Consider the following 22,714-nt stretch of genomic DNA (forward strand, 5'->3'; position numbering starts at 1 on the left):
CTCCTCTTCCTCCTCCGGAACCACCCCTCCCTCGCAGGACTGCTCCTCCCCGTAGGGGACCCGGTGGCTCTTGAGTCGTACGCCGCCTCTCAGCCGGTTCACACCACAGGGCGATGTGTCGGCAAGGTCCGGAAAGCATGCTGGAGACATGACTTCAGCGACCTTCACCTCGGCCCACGCCTCGTCCGACGCGTCCCTGTCCGGCGCCGACGGCGGGGGTTCGACCAGCCACTCCGCGCGCCGCTCCGGCGGCCCGCTGCGCGCGGTCAGGGTCTTCCTGACCACCGCGTTCAGCGTCGCCGTCCTCGGGGAGTACGGCGAGGAGGCCGGTATCCGGCGCCGCTGAGACCGGCCCCCGGCCGAACGATCCACTAGGGTCACGGCCGTGACCGCGACCTGTCGGACCGTGTCCTTACGCTCACTCACCGCAGTGGGCGTCCTCGTCCTCTCCCTCGCCGTGTTCGCCGCCCTGTGCGTCGTCCTGCGCATCCCGATGGCCGACACGCTCGTCTACCGGGCCGAGGGCGCGGCCGTCGTCGACGGCACCGCTCTCTACGGGTTCACGGTCACCGAATGGCATCTGCCCGCCACCTATCCGCCCTTCGCCGCCATCCTCTTCGTACCGACCACCTGGGTTCCCGTGGGAGCCCTCAAGGTGGTCTTCGTCGCCGGGAACGCCGCGCTGCTGGCGCTGCTCGTACGGCTCTCCTGGCGGTTCGCCGGGCTGCCCGCCGGGCCCGTCCCCCCGCTCGTCGCCGTGGCCCTCGGGCTCTGGCTGGAGCCCGTCTTCCAGACCGTGGTGTTCGGGCAGGTCAACCTCGCCCTCATCTGCCTGGTCCTGTGGGACCTCTCGCGGCCGGAACACGCGATCGGCAAGGGCTTCGCCCTAGGGGTCGCGGCGGGCATCAAGCTGACCCCGGCCGTCTTCCTCGTCTACCTGCTGCTGACCGGCCGCGTACGGTCCGGGCTCGTCGGACTCGCCTCGCTCACCGGCACGGTGCTGCTGGGAGCGCTCGTGCTCCCCGAGGCGAGCGTCGAGTTCTGGACCCGCCGCGTCTTCGAGACCAACCGGATCGGCGAGTCGTGGATCGTCGACAACCAGTCCCTCCGGGGGATGCTGTCCCGCGCCCTGCACACCACGGACCCGGGCCCGCTGTGGACGGTGACCGCCGCCCTCGTCGGAGCCGGCGGGCTGCTGCTCGCCCGCCGGGCCGTCGTACGGGCGGGCCTGGAGACCTGGGGCGTCCTGGTCACCGCGCTGACCGCGCTGCTCGTGTCCCCGATCAGCTGGTCCCACCACTGGGTGTGGTGCGTACCGTTGCTGGCCGTGCTGATCGCGGAGGGGTGGTGGCGCACGGCGGCGGCGGTGGGCGTGGTGTGGACGGCGCGCACCTTCTGGGTCGTACCGCACACCGGCGACCTGGACCTGCGGTTCGCGTGGTGGCAGCAGCCGCTGGTGTCCCCGTACGCGCTGTTCGGCATGGGGCTGCTGGGCTTCGCGCTGTGGCGCGTCGGCCCGGGGGCCACCGTGGCGGGGCACCGGCCGGTGGCCCCGCTCCCGGCCCCGCGCGGCGCCCCCGCCCCCGGCCGGACGACGGGGCGGGGCGGGACGCGGGGGTGAGCGGCGCGGCGGTGGTCCCCCGCCGGCCGCCCCGTCACCCCTCCAGCTCGTCGTCCAGGCGGCCCGCGCCGCCCGGGCCGTCGGTGCCGCCCAGGCCGTTCGCGCCGTCCGGACCGTCGGTGCCACCCGGACCGTCGGTGCCGGCGGTGCCCTCCGCGCCTCCCGCCAGCAGCTCGTGCGCGTCGAGGATCCGGTACGCGTACCCCTGCTCCGCCAGGAACCGCTGCCGGTGCGCCGCGAACTCCTGGTCGATCGTGTCCCGGGCCACGACCGAGTAGAACCGCGCCTCGTGCCCGTCCGCCTTGGGCCGCAGGACCCGGCCCAGGCGCTGGGCCTCCTCCTGGCGGGAGCCGAACGTACCCGAGACCTGGATCGCCACCGTCGCCTCCGGCAGGTCGATCGAGAAGTTCGCCACCTTCGAGACGACGAGCACGGAGATCTCGCCCCGCCGGAACGCGTCGAAGAGCTTCTCGCGCTGCGCGTTGCTCGTCTCGCCCTTGATGACGGGGGCGTCGAGGTGTTCGCCGAGCTCGTCCAGCTGGTCGATGTACTGGCCGATGACCAGCGTCTGCTGCCCCTGGTGCTTGCGCACCAGCGTCTCCGTGACCTTCCGCTTGGTCTCCGTCGTCGCGCAGAAGCGGTACTTCTCCTCCGCCTCGGCCGTCGCGTACGCCAGGCGCTCCCCGTCCGTGAGGTTGACCCGTACCTCGACACAGTCCGCGGGGGCGATGTACCCCTGCGCCTCGATCTCCTTCCACGGCGCGTCGAAGCGCTTCGGGCCGATGAGCGAGAAGACGTCCGACTCGCGGCCGTCCTCCCGGACGAGCGTCGCGGTCAGACCGAGCCGGCGCCGGGCCTGGAGGTCGGCGGTGAACTTGAAGACGGGCGCGGGCAGCAGATGTACCTCGTCGTAGACGATCAGGCCCCAGTCGCGGGAGTCGAACAGCTCCAGGTGCGGGTAGACGCCCTTACGGCGGGTGGTCAGCACCTGGTACGTGGCGATCGTGACCGGGCGGATCTCCTTCTTCGTACCGCTGTACTCGCCGATCTCGTCCTCGGTGAGCGACGTGCGCCGCACCAGTTCGTGCTTCCACTGCCGGGCGGAGACCGTGTTGGTCACCAGGATCAGCGTCGTCGCCTTGGCCTCCGCCATCGCGCCCGCGCCGACCAGCGTCTTCCCCGCGCCACAGGGCAGTACGACCACGCCGGAACCGCCGTGCCAGAAGTTCTCCACGGCCTGCTTCTGGTACGGACGCAGCCCCCAGCCCGACTCGTCCAGGTCGATCGCGTGCGCCTCGCCGTCCACGTAACCCGCGTGGTCCTCGGCGGGCCAGCCCAGCTTGAGCAGCGTCTGCTTGATCTGCCCGCGCTCGGAGGGGTGCACGGCGACGGTGTCCGGGTCGATCCGCGCCCCGACCAGCGGCTGGACCTTCTTCGAGCGGAGGATCTCCTCCAGCACCGGGCGGTCGGTGGAGGTCAGCACCAGGCCGTGGGTGGGGTGCTTGAGGAGGGTGAGCCGCCCGTAGCGGGCCATCGTCTCGGCGACATCGACCAGCAGGGCGTGCGGCACCGGATAGCGGGAGTACTCCACCAGCGCGTCGACGACCTGCTCGGCGTCGTGCCCCGCGGCCCGCGCGTTCCACAGGCCGAGGGGAGTGAGCCGGTACGTATGGATGTGCTCGGGCGCGCGCTCCAGCTCGGCGAACGGGGCGATGGCGCGTCGGCAGGCGTCAGCCTGCTCGTGGTCGACTTCGAGCAGCAACGTCTTGTCGCTTTGGACGATGAGAGGTCCGTTCACGGCCGCGCCCTTTCCGTATGCCAAACGACCAGTGTCGCGCATCGCGGGCGGTTGTGGGTGTGTCGGCTCGGGGACGGCCGTGCGGGCGGGGTGTGGCGACCGGGCCGCGTGCCGACCGGCGCGTGCGGATGCCGGGTGCGGGGCACCCGGAGCGCGTCGCGTATACGGGGGGCGAGGCCCCGGAGGGTGCCGCGTATACGGGCGGGGGCGGGGCACCAGGCTCGTATGACGGCTGAGACGGAAAGGCCCGGGGCCGCGGCGCGGCGCGGGAGTCCGGTACGTAACTCTCCGGGCTCTCGTATCTCACTCACCTCTCGTATCTCACGCACTTCTCGTGCCTCGGGCGTCGCATGGCGCGGGGCCGGCAGAACGGCGTTGCGCATCCTCATCACGGTGGTCGCCTTCGCCGGATTAGTGGCCTTCGCGGCGGTGCTGGCCGAGTTGACGCTGACCCCGTCGCCCGCCTCCTCGGAGCTGGCGGGCTCCAATCTCCGGCCGGGGCATTCGCTGCGGCAGTACGCGGAGGACTACACCTTCCTCGCCGCGTGCAAGCAGATCGGCGGCAACCTGCTGATGGGAGCGCCGTTCGGACTGATCCTGCCGGTGCTGGTGCCTCGTCGGCTGCGGATGGTGCGGGTGGTGCTGCTGACGTTGCTGGTGATGGTGCTGGTCGAGATGGCGCAGGGAGCGTTGGTCGAGGGGCGTGCCTTCGACGTGGACGACGTGATCCTCAACACGAGCGGGGCGCTGCTGGCGTACCTGCTGCTGGGGCGGCGGATCGGGCGGCGGTTCCACGCGCTGGGGGAGCGGGGCGCGCGTTCGAGGGCCGAGTCGAAGGAACCGAAGAAGCCGAAGGAGCCGAAGCGCGCGACTCGGGTGAAGCGTGCGAGGTAGGTGAAATGGGCCGCGTGGGCGCGGCGGGCGGCGCCGCGTGGCTCCGGGCGGTGCCGCGGCGGCTCGGCTCCCGGTCGGCGTGGCACCGGACGGCGCCGTCTCCGCCCCGGACAGCGCCTACGCCGGGTCGTCTGCCAGTTCCGCGACGCCCGTGATCCGGTGCAGCGGATACGTACGGATCTCGTCCGCCGTGTGGTCGTACGCCGTGACGAAGCCGCCCTCCACCCGTACCGGCGCGATGACGCGCTGGCTCGCCGCCCCGTCGGCGTTCACGTAGCCGATCCACACCGCCGAGCCGGTCAGCGCCGCGGCCTGGACCGTCGCGAGGGTCTCGGCGGAGTTGGTGCGGGGCAGGCGGCCGCCGTGCGTGCCCGCGCCGGTGCCCGCGCCCGTGCCCGCGCCCGTTCCTGTGACGTCGCCCGGGCCCGGCTCGGGCAGGCGCACGCCGTCCCCTGCCCGTCCCTGCCCCCGCCCCGTAGCCGGGGAAGCGGTGGCCGGCGCGGGGACGGCCTCGCCCGCCGTCGGTTTGCGGATCACCGTCGCCGCCCTGTCCCCCGCCCGGATCGCCCTGACCGCCGCCCCCAGCAGCGTCGCGTCCGGCACCGGCGGTCCGTCGGGGACCGGCGCGGGCGCGCTCCGCGGCGGCGTGCGGTAGGCATGCGCCCGCGTGATCATCACATCGCCCTCGGCCGATTCGGCGGCCGGCGCGAACCCCATCGTCCGCAGCCCGTCCAGCAACGCCGCCGGATCGGCCTGCGCGGCCAGGACGGTCGGGGCGAGGCGGCGCAGCCGCAGGCCCTGGGAGCGCTTGTCGGCCAGGATCTCGTCGAGTACGGCCTCGTCGTCGCACCGTACGTACGCCGACGCGGCACCGACCCGCAGGTGCCCGTGCTTGCGGGCCACGTCGTCGATGAGGTACGCGAGTGGCTGCGGGACGGGCGTACGGCTGTGCGCCTTGAGGAAATCGTGCAGGTCGGAGGCGGACTGCCCGGCGTCGAGCGCGCGCCGTACGGAGGCGGGGGTGAACCGGTAGACCGTCGCGCCGCCCTTCGACTCGACCTCGGCCGCGACCGAGAGCAGTTCGGCGAGCGGCCGGAGCAGCGGGCCGGGGGCGACGGCCGTGAGGTCGGCCTGGAGCAGGACGTGGTCGAGGGGGTCGGGGAGGTACGGCGCGAGGGCGCGGGCGGCGCGCCGTGCGGCGGCGGAGAGTTCCACGGCCGAAGTCCCGGCTTCGGCGGACGCGGCGGCCGCGGCGGCGGTGGCCGCGGGGACGGTGGAGGTGGCGGTCGCGGAGTCGGTGGCGTTGGTGGCGTCAGTGGTCCCGGTGGCGGAGCTACCCGGTGGGGTCTCGGCGCTCCCGGCCCCCGCCGCGCCCGCCCCCAGCAGCGCGCGGGTGTGCGTCGCGAGTGCGCCCCGCCCCGTGAGGCCCAGCATCTCGGCCTCGTTCAGCGTCCAGGACGCGATCCGTGCCCGGAGGTCGTCCGACCGCCCGGCGGCCGACGCGCCGCGCAGCGGGCGCTCCCAGCGCAGCCGCGCCAGCAGCGACTCGGGGTCGGGCGCGGTCCCCTCCGGGAGCGTGACGAGCAGGTCGAGGACCCGCCGCCGTACCTCGGGCGCCTGACTCCGGTCCAGGTCGGGGCCGAGCGCCGAGAGCGTACGGCCCTTGGAGTCCTGGCTGCCGACGAGGCCGGACGTGCGGGTGGCCGTCAGCCAGGCGGTGGCCAGGCACGCCCACCGCTCGGCGGCGGGCAGTTCGAGCCAGGCGTCGTAGGCGGGGGTGGGCGCGTACCGTTCGTCCGCCTCGCCGTCCGAGGCCACCAGGCCGGCCGCGAAGGCGAGTTCGACCCAGAACGCGGCCACGGGCTCGTTGACCTCCAGGGCGGTGGCGGTGCGCTTGAGGTCGCGTACGGACAGGCCGCCGGCGCGCAGGACGCCCGGGCCGCCCTCGTTCCAGTCCTTGGCCAGCTCCTCGATGGTGGCGAGGGCGGTGTACGCCTGACCGGCCGCCGCGCTGTCCACGACCTGTGGAGAATACGGCCGTACGTCGGAGCCCGCGCCGCCCGCGCCCCGGGGGCGTACGGCGGACGCCACGGGCTCCGGCGTACGGTGGGCACGCCCGGCGCGCAGATGCAGCGCGGCCTCGCGGGGGAGGACGACGGTACGGGCGGTCGCCGGCAGCAGCAGCCCCCGGTCGCGCAGCCACCGCACCGGCGGCGCCGGGTTGGCCGTGACCTCCCCGTACGGCGGCCCCCACACCAGCCGGTCGAGCACCGCCAGCGCCTCCGTGGGCGCGGTGTCGAGCAGGGCCGCCATGCGCGTACGGTCCGTGAACAGCGCGGTCAGCGCGGCGACGGCGGAGACCGGGTCATGGGTGGACGGCAGGCCCGCGGCGGCCAGGATCTCCTGGAGGCGGCCGGGTGACATGCCCGAGGTGGCCTCGGCGACGGTCGGGCCGAGGCCGGTCGGCGAGGGGTGGGTGGCGGACGGGGCGAGCAGCTCGCGCGCGGTACGGACCAGCCGGAGCCGGTCGTCACCGCCCCAGAGGAGCGCCCGCTCGCGGAGGGTCCGTACGGCGGCCGGCAGTGCGGCCTCGACCTGCTCGTTGCCGTCGTCGCCGGTCAGGAGCGCGCGCAGCGTCCCGTACGGCGCGGGCTCGGGTGCCACGGCCAGCGCCTCCGCCGTCTGGAGCGTGAACCGGTCGAGCCGCTCCAGGGCCCGGACGACGGACGCGCGGGTCGCGGCGCGGGTGGCGAGCTGTGAGAGGTCGCCCGGTACGGGGTTCAGCAGATCGGGCCGGGCGCGCAGCAGGGCGGCGAGTGATTCGTCGCCCTGGGCACGCAGGGCCTCCGCGAGCGTGCGCGGTGGCGTACCGCCGGTTGCTTCTGGCACGTGCGCCTCCTGCTGGGATGGGCGGGTCCGCATCCGTTCCACGTTAGCTCGTGAGTGCCGCCGCGCCGGTGCTCCTCGGCTTCGGGGTGCGCGGCGCGGCCGAACCGTACCGTCGGTACGGGTGGATGTGAGCGCCGGACGTGAGTGGCGGTGAGCGGTGGACGTGCCGGGGTGGACGCGCGGGGCCGACGTACGCGGTCGATGTACGGGATCCTCGTACGGGGTGGACGTACGGGGTCGTCGTACGGGGTGGACGTGCGCGGACGACTCCGACAGCATCGCGTGCGAGTACCGGTTGCGGAGAGCGTGAGCGTGCGGAGGACTGCGGAGGACTGCGTGGGGATCGAGAGCGACCAGCTCGTCTACGACTACCTGAGCCGGGTCGGGGACGTGGCGCAACAGCGTCAGCTGCCGGCGGCGGAGCGGATGCGCCTGGTGTCGTCGCTGCGGAACGAGATCGACCGGCAGCGGGGCACGTCGGGCGGTGACAGTCCGGCGGCGGTGCGGCGGATCCTGGGGCGGCTGGGGGAGCCGGAGGAGGTGGTGGGCGCGGCGTCCTCGGATCCGGGACGGGCCGAGTCCGAGCGGTCCCAGCGGTCCGAGCGGTCCGAACCGGCGACGGTACCGACGCAGAGGACGCAGAGGACGCAGCGGGCCCAGCTGACGCAGTGGACGAAGAAGCTGAAGGGGCCGGAGCGGCCGGGTCGGCCCGCGCGGCCCGGGACGCCCGAGCCGCCGGGACCGTCGGCCGCGCCGGCGGGAGGCGCGGGCGCCGGCGTCGGCACGGGCTCAGCCACCACGCCGCCCCACCTGGCGGGGATGGACGAACTGGGCCCGTCCGCGGGCGGCCAGCCCGACTGGTGGCGCATCGAACCGGGGCCGATGGGCGCGGTGCTCTCCCCGGACGCGGGGGCGCGCGGGGGATTCGTGGGCGGGGTCGAGATCCCGGAGATACTGAAACCACCGCCGGAGAAGCCGAAGGACGCCGAGGACGAGCCGGCGAAGGCCAAGGCGGCGGCGGAGGCGGCCCCGTCGGCCGAGACGACCGAGACGGCCGAGGCAACCAAGGGGTCCTCCGGCCGGCGCTTCGGCCTGGGCGCTCTCCTCGGCGGCCTGCGCCGCAAGGACGCCGGTGGCAGGCCGAGGACCACGTTCAACGCCCTGCTCCTGCTGGCGGCGGCGCTCCTGTGCGTGGGCGCGGTCCAGGGCTCCTTGCTGGCGCTGGCCTTCGGCTGGGTCCTCGCCTATGCCTCCCGCACCCTCTCCCAGGCCGAAGCCAAGTGGGCCGTCTTCGGCCTCCCGGGCGTTTCGGCGGTCGGCGGCCTGGTCTGGTTCTGGGGCCGGCTGGAAGGCCGTTGGGGAGACGCGATCCCGAACGGCGGGATGGCCGACGCCTGGTCGGACCTCTGGCCGGTCGTGGTCCGCACGGCGGCGGTGACGTCGGCGCTGTACCTGGTCTGGCGTGCGAGGAAAGGGAAAAGGGCGACGGGGTAGCCGGGGCCTGTCTCTCCCACGCCTCTGTCTCCCACGCCTCTGTCTCCCGCGCCTCTGGCTCTCTCGCGTCCCGGCTGCCGAGGAACGCGCTCTGTGACGCGAGAGATTCCTTCGGCCGCGCGGGGCGGCGGGGCCGCCGTCACCCCCGTCGGCCCGTGGCCCCACCGCGGCCCGTGGCCCCCGTGGCCCGCAGGCTAGTCCGGCTTGAACGAGCGGATCTGGTAGTTGCCCTGGAGGTTGCCGCCGGAGCCGTTCGGCGTGGAGCCCACGCGGTTCTTATAGTTGGTCTGCGTGTAGTACTGCACCCGGTGTCCCGTCTTGTTCCACACCGAGCGGACGTTCTGGCCCCGTTGGATGAACGAGCAGTTGTCGGCGGTGTTCGCCAGCTTCTCCTGGGACCACTGGCATCGGGTGCCGCCCCCGTTCCAGTCGCTGTAGATGCAGAAGTACTTGTCCGCGCAGTTGCCGTAGGCGGGGGCGGCGGGCGTGGCGGGCGCGGGCGACGTGGTCAGGCCGGCGAGCAGGACCGCTGCTCCGGCGGTGGCGACGAGGGTACCGATCTTGCGCATGGACGTTCCCCTTGGTCCTAGGTGCTCGATCCTTCCGTCGTCAGCATCACCCCGCACGGCCATGGCCTGGCAGGGCGCGAAACAGGGGCGCCCGAAGCACTCCATATAGGCTTATGTGCGTATCGGGTCTTCGGCGTCTTCAGCGTCTTCTGCGTCTTCGTCCTCGGCCGCCCGCCGGGGACCGTACGGCGCCCCCGGTACCACCAGCGGCGACCCCGTCACCGGATCCGGGACCACGATCGACTCCAGGCCGAAGACCTCCCGTACCAGCTCCGCCGTCACCACGTCCGCCGGAGGCCCTTCCGCCACCACACGGCCCGCCTTCATCGCCACCAGGTGATCCGCGTAGCGCGCCGCCTGGTTCAGGTCGTGCAGGACGATCACGACCGTACGGCCCTGCTCGTGGTTGAGCCGGCGGACCAGGTCCAGGACCTCCACCTGGTGCGCGATGTCCAGGAAGGTCGTCGGCTCGTCCAGGAGCAGCAGGTCCGTCTCCTGCGCCAGCGCCATCGCGATCCACACGCGCTGGCGCTGACCGCCCGACAGCTCGTCCACCGACCGGTCGGCGAGAGCGGTGACGTCCGTACGGGCCATGGCGTCCCTGACGGCGCGCTCGTCCTCCTCCGACCACTGCTGCCACCACCGCTGGTGCGGCTGCCGGCCCCGCGAGACCAGGTCGGCGACCGTGATCGCCTCGGGGGCCACCGGCGACTGCGGCAGCAGGCCGATCGACCGCGCGATCCGCTTCGTCGGGATCTTCGCCAGCTCCGTACCGTCCAGTAGCACGGACCCGCTCCTGGGCCGCAGCAGCCGGCCCAGCGCGCGCAGCGTCGTCGACTTCCCGCACGCGTTCGGGCCGACTATCACCGTGACCCGCCCGTCCGGGACCGCCAGGTCCAGGTCGGACACGACCGTACGGTCCTCGTACGCCAGGGTCAGCCCCTGGGCCCTGAGCCTGCTCATCCCTTGCCTCCCACGCCCGCGCCCGCGCCCACACCCGCGCCCGTCGCCGCCACCGGTCCCGAGCCCGCGCCGGCGCCCGCGCTCGTACCGACGCCGTCGCTCCTGCCCTTGCCCCTGCCCCTGCCCCTGCCCTTGGCCGAGCCCGTGCCCGCGTCGCCGGGGCGCCCGGTACGGCCGCGCACGATCAGCCAGATCAGATACGGCGCCCCCACCGCCGCCGTCAGCACTCCCACCGGCAGCTCCGTCGGTGCGAGCAGCTTGCGCGCCAACAGGTCCCCCAGCACCACGATCACCGCACCCAGCAGCGCCGAGCACAGCAGCGGGATCTGTGCCGTACGGGTCACGCGCCGCGCGATCTGCGGCGCCAGCAGTGCCACGAAGTCCACCGGGCCCGCCGCCCCGGTCGCCACCGACGCCAGGACCACACCGGCCAGCACCAGACCGAGCCGTACGCGCCCGAGCCGTACGCCCAGCCCGGTCGCCGTGTCGTCGTCCATCGAGACCGTGCGCTGCGCGTACGCCGCCCACAGCACCAAGGGCAGCAGAACGAGCAGGACGAGTCCCAGCGGGCCCGCCTCGTCCCAGCCGCGGCCGTTGAGGGAGCCGGTCATCCAGACCTGCGCCTGCTGCGCGACCAGGTAGTCGCCCTTGGTCAGGAACAGGGTGATGAGGGAACGCAGCGCGATCGCGAAGCCGATGCCGATCAGCACGAAGCGCGTCGCGTGCAGGCCGCCGCGCCAGGCGAACGCGTACACCAGGGCCGCCGCCAGGAGGCCGCCCGCCACGGACACGTACGGCAGGACCGCGTAGGAGGTGACCCCGAACGTCATCGCCCCCACCGTCAGCGCGCCCGCGCCCTGGCTGATGCCGATGACGTCCGGGCTGGCCAGCGGGTTACGGGCGACGGTCTGGATCAGCGCGCCCGCCACACCGAAGGCGAGGCCGACCAGCAGCCCCACCACCATGCGCGGCAACCGGAGCGTGCCGACGACCAGTTCGTCCGGCGACGGCCGCCCGGTCAGCACCTTGAGCACCTCGGCCGGTGCCACGAAGCTCTCGCCCACGCTCAGGTACGCGACGCACACCGCCGCCAGCAGCAGTGCGAACGCGCCCGCCACCACGGCGGCCCGACGGTGCAGCAGGAAGGTGGCCCGGCCGAGCCGTAGCCGCCCGTAACCGGCGGGGCGCAGGCGCGCACCGGCGCCGTCGCGCATCGAGCCGTCCTGCGCTGCGCCGCTCCGCGTCGAGCCGTTCCGCGTCGCGCCGTCCTGCGTCACGCCGTCCCGTACCGCACCATCGCGTATCGCGCCGTCGCGCGTCACCCCGTCCCCCGTCATGCCGTCCCCCGTCACGCCGGTACCGCCTTCCTGCGTACGAGCGTCACCAGGAACGGCACCCCGATCAGCGCCGTCATCACCCCGGCCGGCACCTCGCCCGGCGGGAACACGATCCGGCCCACCACGTCCGACACGAGCAGCATGACCGGCCCGATCAGCGCCGCCATCGGCAGCAGCCAGCGGTGGTCGCTGCCGACGAGCGCCCGTGCCAGGTGCGGGACGGCCAGGCCGACGAAGGCGATCGGGCCGGCCGCCGCGACGCCCACACCCGTCAGCACGGTCGCCCCGAGGCCGCCCAGGATCCGTACGGCCGCGACGTTCTGGCCCAGCCCCCTCGCCATGTCCTCGCCGAGCGCCAGCGCGTCCAGACCCCGTGCCACGGACACCACCAGCACCGTTCCCACCAGCAGGAACGGCCAGACCTGACCGGCCACTTCGGCGTTCCGGCCCGCGAGCGACCCGACCTGCCAGAACCGGTACTCGTCCATCGTCGCCGCGTCCGTCGTCAGCACGGCCGTCGTCACCGAGACCAGCAGCGCGTTGATCGCGGCGCCGCCCAGCGCGAGCGTGACGGGCGTGGCGCCGCCGCGTCCGCGCGAGGCGATCGCGTACACCGCCACCGACGCGATCCCCGCGCCGGCGAACGCGTACCAGACGTAGCCCGTGAGCGTGTGCACCCCGGCGAACGCGATGGCCAGCACGACGCCCACCGACGCGCCCTGGCTGATGCCCAGGATGCCGGGGTCCGCGATGGGGTTGCGGGTGATGCCCTGCAGCGCCGTGCCCGCGAGGGCCAGCGCCGCGCCGACCATCAGCCCGATCAGCGTGCGCGGCAGGCGCAGTTCCCGGATGACCTCGGCGTCGTCGCCGCGCGCGCCGTGCAGCAGGGCGTCCAGAACGGCGGAGGGGGCGACGGCGCGCGCTCCGACGGCGAGACTCAGCAGGACCGCGAGCAGGACGGCCACGACACCACCGACCGTCCAGGCGACACGGCGCGCGACCAGGGCGCCGCGCGGCCCCTTCGTCGCGTTCGGGTTCGGGGCGGCCCGGTCGGAGGCCATGGGGGCGGGCGTCGGGGCGTGGGCTGGCATCGGGACCAATCTCGTACGGCCGGCGAAGGGCCCGGTAACGCTCGGCCAGGCACGGTGGGGCTCGGGTGAGGCACGGTAAGGCTTGGCTAAGTCTACGCACCGGTCGAATCCGGCCAGCGGCCTGGATGCGATGTCATCCGGGCACAATGGCCACCATGTCTTCTTCGGCCCCCTCAAGCCCGGTCTCCCCGGCGCCCCAGACATCCCAGGTGCCCCTGGTACCGCAGATACCCCCGGAATCGCAGGTACCCCTGGCGCCCCAGGCATTCCACGTGGCGAGCGGGTCCCGCCCCGCCCCCACGGTCGGCTTCGACCTCGACATGACCCTGATCGACTCACGGCCCGGCATCCACGCCGCCTACCGGGCACTCTCCGCCGAGACCGGGACGCACATCGACGCCGACCTCGCGGTGACCCGGCTCGGACCGCCGCTGGAAGTGGAGTTGGCGCACTGGTTCCCCGAGGAGCGCATCGCCGCCATGAGCGACCGCTACCGGGAGATCTATCCCACATTCGCCATCGCGCCGACCCTCGCCCTGCCGGGCGCACGGGAGGCGATAGCCGCCGTCCAGGCGCTCGGCGGCCGGGCGGTCGTCGTCACCGCCAAGCACGAGCCGAACGCCAAGCTCCACCTCAGCCACCTCGGCATCGAGCCGGACGCGGTCGTCGGATGGCTGTGGGCGGAGGCGAAGGGCGGCGCGCTGCGCGAGCACGGGGCGACGGTGTACGTGGGTGACCACACCGGCGACGTGCGCGGGGCACGGACGGCCGGGGCGCTCTCGGTCGCGGTGCCGACGGGCCCGTGCGACGCGGAGGAACTGCGGGCGGCCGGAGCCGATGTGGTCCTGCCGGACCTGACGGCGTTCCCGGCCTGGCTCGACGGCTACGTCGCGGTCTGACCAGCGGCCCGGCTCGTGCCCTGTCCCGCCGCCCGACTCGCCTTCGCCCGCCTGCGCTGCGCCCCGACGGACCGCAGCACGCCCGCGCCCGCGACCAGGAAGCCCACCCCCATCAGCATGGAGACGAGGTACGCGACGGTCGGGAACGGCCGCGAGCCGAGGAACAGCGGCGCGACGGTGACCAGAGTGGCCACGGCACCGACGATGAACACGATCGCGCCGATCCGCACCAGCCCGTCACCGGGGCCCGGATCGTCCTTCGTCGCGTCCGCCGTGGCGCGGGGATCAGGAGTATCAGTCACGCCACCAGGGTAGTTCCCTGCCGACAGCAGCGGACAGGAACCGGACGGCGACGTCTTGTCACCACGCCCTGGACCATTAGCCTTGGTGGTGGCGGGTCGGTCGACCCGCTGTAGTGCTATCCAGAGCCGTTTTTGTGCGCGCCAGCGCACCGACGAGTACGAGGGCGAGGACAGACGTGCCTACCGGCAAAGTCAAGTGGTTCAACGGTGAGAAGGGCTTCGGCTTCCTCTCCCGTGACGACGGCGGCGACGTCTTCGTGCACTCGTCGGTCCTCCCTGCCGGAGTCGACGCCCTCAAGCCAGGCCAGCGCGTGGAGTTCGGTGTCGTCGCGGGACAACGCGGTGACCAGGCGCTGTCGGTGACGCTCCTCGACCCGGCCCCGTCGGTCGCGGCGGCCCAGCGCCGCAAGCCCGACGAACTGGCCTCGATCGTCCAGGACCTGACGACGCTGCTGGAGAACGTCACGCCGATGCTGGAGCGCGGGCGCTATCCCGACAAGGCCCAGGGAGCGAAGATCGCCGGCCTGCTCAGGGCGGTGGCGGACCAGCTCGACGTGTAGGCCTGTCGTCCGGCCGGCCGCCCGCCCGTGTTCGTTTCGTACGCACGACTCGTACGCACGACTCGTACGTACGGCAGACACGGGAACACCGACCCGACGCGACCCGACCGACCCGGCACGGCTCGGGCTCGGATCAGACGAAACGCAACGCGTCCTGGCCGAGGGGCGGTACGAGCCCCTCGGCCGCCGCGCGCGTGAGCAGCCCCCGGACCGCCGCGTAACCGTCCTCGCCCAGGTCCGCCGTGAACTCGTTGACGTACAGCCCGATGTGCTGGTCGGCGACCGACGGGTCCATCTCCTGGGAGTGCTCCAGGACGTACGCCCGCGAGGCCTCCGGATCGTCCCAGGCCAGCCGGACCGACGTACGGATCGACTCGGCGAGCCGCCGGAGCGTCGCGTCGCCCAGCGAGCGCTTCGCGATGATCGCTCCCAGCGGGATCGGCAGGCCCGTCGTGGACTCCCAGTGCTCACCGAGGTCGGCGAGGCGGTGCAGGCCGTAGTTCTGGTACGTGAAGCGTGCCTCGTGGATGACCAGTCCGGCGTCCACCTTCCCGTCCCGTACCGCCGGCATGATCTCGTGGAAGGGCATGACGACGACCTCGCCCACCCCGCCCGGCACGACCTCCGCCGCCCACAGCCGGAACAGCAGGTAGGCCGTGGAGCGCTCGCTCGGCACGGCGACGGTCCGGCCGGTGAGGGACGCGCCGGTCGGGGACGCGTCGGCCGGGGACGTGCCGGTGAGGGACGCGCCCGGCTCCTTCGTCAGGACGAGCGGGCCGCAGCCCCGGCCCAGCGCGCCGCCGCAGGGCAGCAGGGCGTACTCGTCGAGGACCCAGGGCAGCACGGCGTACGACACCTTCAGGATGTCCAACTCGCCGCGTTCCGCCATGCCGTTGGTGATGTCGATGTCCGCGAAGGTGACCTCGACGCCGGGGGCGCCGGGCACCCGGCCGTGCGTCCAGGCATCGAAGACGAAGGTGTCGTTCGGGCAAGGAGAGTGCGCGATGCGCAGCGGGTCCGGTGAGGTCGGCGAGGTCATGAAGGCTCCTCGAATACGGGGGTGAGCAGCGTGAACGCGTACCGCAGCGCGTCCAGCGCCCGGCCGATCTGCCAGGACGCGCGGTCCCGGGGGCCGATGGCGTTGGAGACCGCCCGGATCTCGGCGCACGGTACCAAATGGGCGGCGGCGGCCTCGGCCACGCCGAAGCCCTCCATCGCCTCGGCGGCGGCGCGCGGATGGCGCGCGCTCAGTTCGGTCGCGCGGGCGGCCGTGCCGGTCACCGTGGACACGGTGAGGACCGGCGCGTGGACCGCGTGCAGGTGCGGGTCGGCGAGCAGGAGTTTCGCCATCCGGGCCGTCAGCTCCGGGGGCGGACGGTGCACGCCCCGGCCGAAGCCCAGCTCCGCGATGGGCAGGAAACCGTCCGGGGTGTCGGCGCCCAGGTCCGCCGCGACGATCTCGTCCGACAGGACGACCGTCCCGAGCGCGGTGTGCTGTGTGAAGCCGCCGCCGATCCCGGTGGAGAGCACCAGGTGGTACGGCGGGTCGTACGGCGACGTCGCGAGCGCCGTGGCCGTGGCGGCGGCCGCCGCCGCCGGACCGGCCCCGCCGACCAGGACGTCCACGACCGGTATCTGCACGGACGACGGCCGGGGCGTGTACTGGGCGTGCGTGGTCACCTCGTAGCCGCCGGTCAGCTCCCGGACACCGGCGGGCGAGTAGCGGCCGAGGCCCGCGACGACGGCGTTCGCCTCCGCCGCCACCGCCGTCACGACGAGCACGCGCATGGCGTGACCTCCAGGGTGCCCGAGGGCCGGGCGGTCGCCGTCGGCGCCGGTACCGACGCCGGGTTCGGAATCGGAATCGGTGCCGGACGGGGCGGCTCCGGTACCGGACGGGTCGGCTCCGGTGCCGGCGGGGTCGGCTCCGGTCGCGTCAGGAGTTCCGTCCGGAGTTCCGTCAGGAGTCCTTCTTGAACTCGAAGTGCCAGATGCCCGTGAGCTTCTTGCCGCTGGTCTCCACGATGCTGACCTGGGTGGTGTTCGAGGTCTGGCCGGTCTGGCTGGTGAAGAAGGCGCTGGCGGGGATGGTGCGGTACGTCTTCTTGTACGGCTCCTGCTCGGCCTGCTGGCCGTTGATGAAGAGCGTCCAGCCGTTCTCCGCGAGCTCGGGGTCCACTCCGAAGCGGACCTTGTCGTCGATCGCGACGGTGATGGTCTTCTCCGCCTTCTTGTTCAGGCAGGGCTGGATCTCGTTCTCCTTGATCGCCTTGCCGTCGTTGTAGCAGGTGGCCTCGGTGTTGACCGAGTCGCTGTTGACCGTCACGGTCGCGAGCGGCGTCGGCTTTTCACAGGCGGTGAGGACGAGGAGTCCGGCGGACAGCGCGCCGAGAGCGGCACCGGCCCGGCGGCCCTTGGCGGAGAAGAACGCAGCGGTCATGAGCCGAAGGCTATCGGTCGTCCGTGCGCACGGAACGAGGGGGTACGGCGAGCCGTCGGTGGACGGGGGCCCGGCGGGGCCGCGCGAACCGGGCCGGCGCCTTCAGGCCACGCGGGCGTGCGGTGCGCCGCGGCGGGCCGCGCCGAGCAGTCCCCGTACCGACAGCAGGGCCGCGGTCGCGATGATGCCCGCGGCGACGGACATGCCCAGCACGGCGTTCAGCGGCAGCGCGATACCGATCGCGCCGCCCACCACCCAGGACATCTGGAGCAGCGTCTCGGAGCGGGCGAAGGCGGAGGTCCGCACCTCTTCGGGCACGTCCCGTTGGATCATCGCGTCCAGCGACAGCTTCGACAGCGCCTGCGACAGCCCCGCCACGGCGCACAGGACGGCCAGCATCACGCTCCCGAAGAACAGCGCCGCGAGGACCGCCGTACCGAGCGCGATACCGAGCATCGTGGCGATGATCAGCTCGGGGCCGCGCGCCTTGAGCCAGGCGCCGACGGCCGTGCCGAGCGCGTTGCCGGCACCGGCCGCGACTCCGACGATCCCGATGGAGACGACCGCGTTCTGACCGGCGAGCGGGTGCTCGCGGAGGAAGAACGCCAGGAAGAAGATCAGGAATCCGGAGAGGGCGCGGTGCGAGGTGTTCGCCTGGAGGCCGTGCAGCACGGACGGGCCGACGGTGCGCAGGCCGGGGCGCCTCTCACCGCTGCGCCTCTCGCCGGTGCGCTCCTTGTCCCGCGCACGGCCGAAGCGTTTGCCCCGCCCCTCTCGTTCGTTCCGCTCCCGCTCCGGCTCTGTGCCCCACTCCCCGGGCGGGACGAGCCGTGCCTTGCGCTCGCCCTTCGCCGAGTCGACGACGTGCGGCATCGAGAACGCCAGGAACGCGCCGGCGACGAAGATCACACATGCCCCGTACAGCGGCCAGGGCGGCCCGAGCTGGTGCAGCAACGCGCCGACCGGGGCCGCCGCGCCGGTGGCGAGCAGCCCGGAGAGCGTGACGCGGGAGTTCGCCCGTACGAGCGAGAAGCGCGGCGGCAGCAGCCGCGGGACGACCGCGCTGCGGACCACGCCGTACGCCTTCGACGCGACCAGCACGCCGAGCGCGGCCGGGTAGAGCTCCAGTTCGCCGGTCGCCACCGCGCCCGACATCACGAGCGCGAGGAGGGCCCGGATCAGCATCGTCCCGGCCATGGCCGCGCGGCGGCCGTGCGGGAGGCGGTCGAGGAGCGGGCCGACGACGGGGGCGAGAAGGGTGAACGGGGCCATCGTGACGGCGAGGTAGAGCGCCACCCGGCCGCGCGCCTCGTCCGTCGGCACGGAGAAGAAGACCGTGGAGGCGAGCGCGACCGTGATCATGACATCGCCCGCGCCGTTCACGGCGTGCAGCTCGATCAACTTGCCGAGCCCGGTCTCACCCGCCCCGTGCGCGTGGGTGGCTCTGCGGATGCCTCTGCCGGCGGCCGCGAACGGAAAACGCAGGGCACGGCCGACGGCCCGCCCCGTCCCGCGGAGCGGGCCGCCCGAGCCGGACGACCTTACGGCTGCCACCTCGTCATAGTGCCCCAGTGACGGGTGGTGCGAACCGATCCCGGCCGTGACGCGGCCGTCGGGAATCGCGGGAGCCGGCGCCGAGCGGGGTTCCGGTCCGGGTCCGGCCCGGGTTCCGGCAGGGGCGGGGCCCCGGTTTCGGCAGAGGCGGCGCCCGGTTCCGTGCGGGCGTGGCCCCGGTTTCGGCGGGGTCACGGGCTTGTTGCGGTGGCGGCCGAAGTGCGGGAAAGACGGTACGCAGGTGGGCGGGGGACGAGAGACGGGGTAGCGTGCGTAGCGCGCCACCGGCGGTTGTACTCGGCCGCGCGCCTCTTCGTCATCCCGCAGAATGGATAACGGCAGGTGTGCCCGAGGCGTGATCGGGCGTGGACGTCGATGCGGCCCCTAGGTCCGCTCCGCCCACCGCCCGTGCATCGCGCATCGGCCGGCGCACCCGTGAGACGCGTAGAGAGAAGCGAGACCTGTGAGTGCTGCGACGACGCGAAGCCGTACCCCTGACCGCCTGTGCGCCGAGGCGGTAGACCTCGCCAGGTCGGCCGCCGAGGAGGCGGCCGCGCCAGGGGTCGTCGGGGAACACGTCTCGATGATGGCGGAGGGCGACCGGGTCGTCACCCACTTCTTCGAGTGCAAGGAGCCGGGCTACCGGGGCTGGCGCTGGGCGGTGACGGTCGCGCGCGCGTCCCGCGCGAAGATCGTCACCCTCGACGAGACGGTCCTGCTGCCGGGCCCGGACTCGCTGCGCGCGCCCGAGTGGGTGCCGTGGAGCGAGCGCCTGCGGCCGGGCGACATGGGCCCGGGGGACCTGCTGCCGACGGAGGCGGACGACCTCAGGCTGGAGCCGGGCTACACGGGCGCGGACGAGCCGCCGCCGAACGCGGCGCTGCCGGTGCTGGCGGAGACCGTTCCGGAGGCGGAACTGGAGCCGGAGCCGTCGGCCGCGGCCATGGCCGGCCCGGTATCCGAGGCGACGGCCGAGGAGGCGACCGACGGCGCGGCCGGGGAACAGGCGCCCCCCGGCGCCGCGCGCGGGGCGATCGCCTCCGTGGCCGAGGAACTCGGCATGCGCCGGGCGCGGGTGCTGTCGCGGTACGGCCTGCACGTGGCGGCGGACCGCTGGGACGAGTCGTTCGGCTCGAAGACCCCCATGGCCCAGGCGGCCCCGGCGCCCTGCGTCTCCTGCGGCTTCCTGCTCCCGCTGGCGGGCTCGCTCAAGCAGGCGTTCGGCGTCTGCGCGAACGAGTTCTCCCCGGCGGACGGCCGGGTGGTCTCGCTCTCGTACGGCTGCGGCGGCCACTCGGAGGCCGCGGTCATGCCGAAGCCCCTGCGCCCCGCGCCGCCGGTGCTGGACTCGATGGCGGCGGACGAGTTCCCGCTGCGGCCGGCGGCGGACAGCGGATCGGTGTCGTCGGAGGCGGACGAGGAGTCGGAGGAACTGGGCCACTCGTAATATTCGGGGCTCGGTTCGCTTCCGGGGCGCTTGCTGTACCCATCAGCGGCCTCCGGCCGCGGGCCCTGTCGACGGTCGACCGTGCTCGGTTTGCCCGCGCGGCGGAGCCGCACATCGACGCCTTTCGGCAGCCGGGGCAGTCCTCCGGCCCCTCCGAGCGGAAGGCGCGGTCGCAGCTGTCGCAGTTGCGGAGCGGGTGGACGCGTGGCGCGGCGGGGGCCGCGGGGAGGGGCGGCGGTAGCAGCTCGGTGAGCCGGTGGGTCAGGAGCGCCGCGGGATGGCGGATCGGGTCCTGTGGCAGGAGTGAGGTGAGGGTGCGCCGCACGGCTTCGGGCTCGATGTCCCGCTCCAGCCACGCCGATACGGCGGGCGCGAGGCGGGCGACATCGCGGGCGGAGAGCAGCAGGCGCGCGTCGTGGCGGCGGAGCCCCGCGAGGAGTTCGGTGGCGGCGCGGTGGCGTGCGGGCTCGGGGCGGTCGGGTTCGGGCAGGGGCGGCGGCAGGGGTGCTGGCCGGGGCGACGGTGTCTGCTCGGGTACGGCGGGTGGTACGGGGCGCTCGGCCGCATGTGCCGGTCGCAGGGACGGAGGCGGCGTCGGGGTGCCCGACGGCCTGGCCGGGGGCTTGCCCCTCCGCTCGGGAACGAGGCCGGGCGGGGCGTCGTACGCCACGGTGCGCGTCACCCAGTGGCCGCTCGCCGTACGTACCCGCTCGCGGTCGAGATAGCCGTGGCGCTCCAACTCCCGTAATGCGGCGGCGATCCGGATCTCGCCTTCGGCGAACCGCTCGGCGAGGGCCTTGATCCCGATCTTCGCGCCATCGGGCAGCGACTGGATGTGAACGCCGAGACCGATCGCGGTGAGGGACAGCTCGCGGTGCTGGGTGAGGTGGTTGCCGACGACGGTGAACCGCTCGACGTGCCGGTGTCGGACGTGTGTCACGCCTGTCGCGGGAACGGGCGAACCAGGCGCGGGAACGCCGGATTGTGAGCGCGTGGGCGCGTTAAGCTGCTGCACAGCCATGGGGAAGCCTCTTGCTCTTCCTTGGTGGTCAGGCCCTCGATCGGGATCTTCACTCCCGGCCGGGGGCCGTCTGCGTTTGCGGGGTCGTGGGTGGTGTCGCTCGACCGTAACCGTAACCTCACGAAGTGCCCCGCCTTGACCGGATGTTGCCATCTTCACCCGTGCGAGTGAGGGGCAGGGGGGAGGGTTGGGGAGGGTGGTTTCCCAGGGTCCTCAAGGCATTTCAGGCTGCGCGGCAGTAGGTCTCGGACCACCGGGTCGTGGAATCCCCCGACCCGGGCCGGCGTGGCAAGGGCTTGTTGCCAAAGCGCTGCCAAGCCTCTTGCCCGGATTCAGGCGCCTTCCGCAACGCACGACGCAAAAGGCCGCCCGGACGCGGCCGGGACGCCACGGGCACCATGGGAGGCCCGTACGAACTACGCGTCTCCGGCCGACGTGGCAAGGGGCTCCCGCGCTCCGGAGTACGGTGAAGTACCGGCCTCCTGGCGGAGGATGACGCGGAGGATTGACCATGAGCGAGGCATTTGAATCGGGCATGGGTGACCGCGTCGCGGAGCTGAGACTGCGACGGGGCATGACGCAGGAGCAGTTGGCCGAGCGCGCCGGGCTCTCCGTCGATGTGGTGCGCAAGTTGGAACAGGGGCGGCGTAAGACGGCCCGGTTGTCCAGCATCAACGCCTTGGCTGCCGCATTGGACACCGAACCCAGTCATCTCGTGGGGCAGCCCAGTACCTTCGAGGCGGACGATGCGGCGAACGAGGGCCTGCCGTCCGTGCTCGCACTGCGGCAAGCCGTGTCTCCGGTGACCGACCTGCTCGACGGCGAAGCCGATCCCGAGGAACCACCGAGCATCGAAGATCTGCGCGCCGCCCTCCGGTCGACCGAGACCGTCCGCCGCGAAGGCCGCATCGGCGAGATCGGTGTGCTGCTCCCTTCGCTCATCCGGGACGCGCGGGTTGCGGCCCACGCGTACACGGGCAGTGCGGGGGCGGCGGCCAACTCCGTGCTCGCCGTGGCATACCAAGTGGCGGCGACGACGTTGACCGCGCTGGGCAAGGAAGACGCGGCATTCACAGCGATGGAGCGTTCACTCGTCGCGATTCGGCGGTGTGACGAGCCGGATCTGGAGACGCTGGCCGCGTCGACCCTCGCGTGGGTGCTCACCAAACAGGGGCGGTTGGCGGATGCCGAGCACGTGGCTCTTGCCCGGGCGGAGCGGATCGAGCCGGGGTTCCGCTCGGAGCCTAAGGCGCTCGCGCTGTGGGGCGTTCTGCTGCTGCGGGCGGCGACGGCCGCTGTGCGGCAGGAGAAGCACGACACTGTGACGGAGTTGCTGCGGCTGGCGACGGGGGCTGCCGAAAGCATGGGCGAGGACCGCCTCGTCCACGCAACGCCGTTCGGTCCGACGAACGCGGGCGTCGCCCGGGTCAATTTCCTGGTGGAGATGGAGAAGAGTGACGAGGCCGTCCGCGCGGCCCGCACCATTCCCGGACTTGGTTCGCTGCCACCCACCTGGCGAGCCCGTTTCCACGTGGACCGGGCCCTGGCCTACAGCGACCTCGGCAAGGACCGCCCGGCCGTGAACGCGCTGCTGCTCGCGGAGGCCGACGCGCCGGAGTGGATGCGGTACCACTCCACGTCGCGCCGGCTGGTCGAGGAGCTACGCGGACGCGCGCCTCGTCGCGACGCGGCGGTTCTGGGACTGGCCGACCGACTTGGTCTGATCAGGTAGGACGTGACGTCCTAGGTGATCCGTGAGCGGGGACCGCCTGGCGCTGGTCCGCAATCAGGCGACTCCATAACGTAACTTTCATGTCGCAGTACGTATCTGCTTT

18 protein-coding genes and 1 pseudogene are annotated in these 22,714 nt (G+C 73.2%); 8 read left to right on the plus strand and 11 right to left on the minus strand.

Translation table 11 applies throughout. From position 1 onward, the window contains the following. Nucleotides 1-148: 148 nt before the first annotated feature. Both IG02_RS0121395 and IG02_RS0121400 read left to right on the plus strand, forming a co-directional pair. Nucleotides 149-346, plus strand: a complete 198-nt coding sequence (locus tag IG02_RS0121395) for a hypothetical protein (protein WP_030750444.1) — start codon at nucleotides 149-151, stop codon at nucleotides 344-346. Nucleotides 347-385: 39 nt separating this feature from the next. Beyond that, nucleotides 386-1,621: a glycosyltransferase 87 family protein gene (locus IG02_RS0121400; protein WP_420707778.1), complete on the plus strand. Its 1,236-nt coding sequence runs from the start codon at nucleotides 386-388 to the stop codon at nucleotides 1,619-1,621. 160 nt (nucleotides 1,622-1,781) lie between these two features. On the opposite strand, the pseudogene IG02_RS0121405 reads toward IG02_RS0121400, so the two are convergent. Next, nucleotides 1,782-3,419: pseudogene (locus IG02_RS0121405) on the minus strand (DNA repair helicase XPB); the annotation flags it as partial. Nucleotides 3,420-3,794: 375 nt separating this feature from the next. Between IG02_RS0121405 and IG02_RS39625 the strand changes: the two are divergent. Beyond that, nucleotides 3,795-4,313 carry a VanZ family protein gene (locus IG02_RS39625; RefSeq protein WP_234314849.1) on the plus strand — a complete coding sequence of 173 codons (519 nt, stop codon included), beginning with the start codon at nucleotides 3,795-3,797 and terminating at the stop codon, nucleotides 4,311-4,313. Nucleotides 4,314-4,430: 117 nt separating this feature from the next. On the opposite strand, the gene IG02_RS0121415 is transcribed toward IG02_RS39625, so the two are convergent. Continuing rightward, nucleotides 4,431-7,235 carry a helicase C-terminal domain-containing protein gene (locus tag IG02_RS0121415; protein WP_051765512.1) on the minus strand — a complete coding sequence of 935 codons (2,805 nt, stop codon included), beginning with the start codon at nucleotides 7,233-7,235 and terminating at the stop codon, nucleotides 4,431-4,433. Between the two features lie 279 nt (nucleotides 7,236-7,514). Between IG02_RS0121415 and IG02_RS0121420 the strand changes: the two genes are divergently transcribed. Next, entirely contained in the window at nucleotides 7,515-8,696 is a 1,182-nt protein-coding gene (locus IG02_RS0121420) for a hypothetical protein (RefSeq protein ID WP_234314850.1), read from the plus strand. A gap of 194 nt (nucleotides 8,697-8,890) precedes the next feature. Here IG02_RS0121420 and IG02_RS0121425 read toward each other — a convergent pair whose 3' ends face one another. The 4 genes from IG02_RS0121425 to IG02_RS0121440 all read right to left on the minus strand — a co-directional run bounded on the left by IG02_RS0121425 (nucleotide 8,891) and on the right by IG02_RS0121440 (nucleotide 12,656). Further along, entirely contained in the window at nucleotides 8,891-9,265 is a 375-nt protein-coding gene (locus tag IG02_RS0121425; RefSeq protein WP_030750457.1) for a peptidase inhibitor family I36 protein, read from the minus strand. A gap of 111 nt (nucleotides 9,266-9,376) precedes the next feature. After that, a complete protein-coding gene (locus tag IG02_RS0121430) occupies nucleotides 9,377-10,228 on the minus strand; it encodes an ABC transporter ATP-binding protein (RefSeq protein ID WP_030750459.1) in 852 nt (283 codons plus the stop codon). Next, a complete protein-coding gene (locus IG02_RS0121435; RefSeq protein WP_078854708.1) occupies nucleotides 10,225-11,442 on the minus strand; it encodes a FecCD family ABC transporter permease in 1,218 nt (405 codons plus the stop codon). The genes IG02_RS0121430 and IG02_RS0121435 overlap by 4 nt, the downstream gene beginning before the upstream one ends. A gap of 134 nt (nucleotides 11,443-11,576) precedes the next feature. Next, nucleotides 11,577-12,656, minus strand: coding sequence for a FecCD family ABC transporter permease (locus IG02_RS0121440; RefSeq protein ID WP_078854675.1), 1,080 nt, complete (start codon nucleotides 12,654-12,656; stop codon nucleotides 11,577-11,579). A 146-nt stretch (nucleotides 12,657-12,802) separates the two neighbouring features. On the opposite strand from IG02_RS0121440, the gene IG02_RS0121445 reads away from it, so the two are divergent. After that, nucleotides 12,803-13,555 carry an HAD family hydrolase gene (locus IG02_RS0121445; protein WP_199814060.1) on the plus strand — a complete coding sequence of 251 codons (753 nt, stop codon included), beginning with the start codon at nucleotides 12,803-12,805 and terminating at the stop codon, nucleotides 13,553-13,555. On the opposite strand, the gene IG02_RS0121450 is transcribed toward IG02_RS0121445, so the two are convergent. Next, nucleotides 13,540-13,857, minus strand: coding sequence for a hypothetical protein (locus tag IG02_RS0121450; RefSeq protein ID WP_030750471.1), 318 nt, complete (start codon nucleotides 13,855-13,857; stop codon nucleotides 13,540-13,542). The two genes, IG02_RS0121445 and IG02_RS0121450, sit on opposite strands and share 16 nt — an antisense overlap. Nucleotides 13,858-14,033: 176 nt before the next feature. On the opposite strand from IG02_RS0121450, the gene IG02_RS43670 reads away from it, so the two are divergent. Further along, on the plus strand, nucleotides 14,034-14,417 hold the full coding sequence (locus IG02_RS43670; RefSeq protein ID WP_030750475.1) for a cold-shock protein: 384 nt from the start codon (nucleotides 14,034-14,036) through the stop codon (nucleotides 14,415-14,417). A 133-nt stretch (nucleotides 14,418-14,550) separates the two neighbouring features. On the opposite strand, the gene IG02_RS0121460 is transcribed toward IG02_RS43670, so the two are convergent. From IG02_RS0121460 to IG02_RS0121475, 4 genes are all read right to left on the minus strand, one after another. Then, nucleotides 14,551-15,456, minus strand: a complete 906-nt coding sequence (locus IG02_RS0121460) for a 1,4-dihydroxy-6-naphthoate synthase (protein WP_030750478.1) — start codon at nucleotides 15,454-15,456, stop codon at nucleotides 14,551-14,553. Further along, complete coding sequence (locus IG02_RS0121465) at nucleotides 15,453-16,205, minus strand: futalosine hydrolase (RefSeq protein ID WP_030750481.1); 753 nt, start codon at nucleotides 16,203-16,205, stop codon at nucleotides 15,453-15,455. Before IG02_RS0121465 ends, IG02_RS0121460 begins: the two co-directional genes overlap by 4 nt. A 172-nt stretch (nucleotides 16,206-16,377) precedes the next feature. Then, the gene (locus tag IG02_RS0121470; RefSeq protein ID WP_030750483.1) at nucleotides 16,378-16,857 is read right to left on the minus strand and encodes a hypothetical protein; all 480 of its coding nucleotides are present in this window, start codon (nucleotides 16,855-16,857) and stop codon (nucleotides 16,378-16,380) included. Between the two features lie 102 nt (nucleotides 16,858-16,959). Next, nucleotides 16,960-18,411, minus strand: coding sequence for an MFS transporter (locus IG02_RS0121475; protein WP_030750485.1), 1,452 nt, complete (start codon nucleotides 18,409-18,411; stop codon nucleotides 16,960-16,962). Nucleotides 18,412-18,874: 463 nt separating this feature from the next. Between IG02_RS0121475 and IG02_RS0121480 the strand changes: the two genes are divergently transcribed. Together IG02_RS0121480 and IG02_RS0121485 are read left to right on the plus strand one after the other, a co-directional pair. Beyond that, entirely contained in the window at nucleotides 18,875-19,858 is a 984-nt protein-coding gene (locus tag IG02_RS0121480; protein WP_030750487.1) for a DUF3027 domain-containing protein, read from the plus strand. A gap of 1,532 nt (nucleotides 19,859-21,390) precedes the next feature. Continuing rightward, nucleotides 21,391-22,611, plus strand: coding sequence for a helix-turn-helix domain-containing protein (locus IG02_RS0121485; RefSeq protein ID WP_030750489.1), 1,221 nt, complete (start codon nucleotides 21,391-21,393; stop codon nucleotides 22,609-22,611). Nucleotides 22,612-22,714 lie beyond the last annotated feature (103 nt).

The organism is Streptomyces sp. NRRL F-5135 (assembly GCF_000719775.1).
GTDB classification, from domain to species: Bacteria; Actinomycetota; Actinomycetes; order Streptomycetales; family Streptomycetaceae; genus Streptomyces; species Streptomyces hebeiensis.

Excerpts from the sequence above, each read along its gene's own strand:
- IG02_RS0121395 (WP_030750444.1), top strand. The coding sequence starts at position 149 with ATGACTTCAGCGACCTTCACCTCGGCCCACGCCTCGTCCGACGCGTCC.
- IG02_RS0121415 (WP_051765512.1), bottom strand. The coding sequence starts at position 7,235 with ATGCGGACCCGCCCATCCCAGCAGGAGGCGCACGTGCCAGAAGCAACC.
- IG02_RS0121425 (WP_030750457.1), bottom strand. The coding sequence starts at position 9,265 with ATGCGCAAGATCGGTACCCTCGTCGCCACCGCCGGAGCAGCGGTCCTG.
- IG02_RS0121430 (WP_030750459.1), bottom strand. The coding sequence starts at position 10,228 with ATGAGCAGGCTCAGGGCCCAGGGGCTGACCCTGGCGTACGAGGACCGT.
- IG02_RS0121435 (WP_078854708.1), bottom strand. The coding sequence starts at position 11,442 with ATGCGCGACGGCGCCGGTGCGCGCCTGCGCCCCGCCGGTTACGGGCGG.
- IG02_RS0121440 (WP_078854675.1), bottom strand. The coding sequence starts at position 12,656 with ATGCCAGCCCACGCCCCGACGCCCGCCCCCATGGCCTCCGACCGGGCC.
- IG02_RS0121445 (WP_199814060.1), top strand. The coding sequence starts at position 12,803 with ATGGCCACCATGTCTTCTTCGGCCCCCTCAAGCCCGGTCTCCCCGGCG.
- IG02_RS0121460 (WP_030750478.1), bottom strand. The coding sequence starts at position 15,456 with ATGACCTCGCCGACCTCACCGGACCCGCTGCGCATCGCGCACTCTCCT.
- IG02_RS0121465 (WP_030750481.1), bottom strand. The coding sequence starts at position 16,205 with ATGCGCGTGCTCGTCGTGACGGCGGTGGCGGCGGAGGCGAACGCCGTC.
- IG02_RS0121470 (WP_030750483.1), bottom strand. The coding sequence starts at position 16,857 with ATGACCGCTGCGTTCTTCTCCGCCAAGGGCCGCCGGGCCGGTGCCGCT.
- IG02_RS0121485 (WP_030750489.1), top strand. The coding sequence starts at position 21,391 with ATGAGCGAGGCATTTGAATCGGGCATGGGTGACCGCGTCGCGGAGCTG.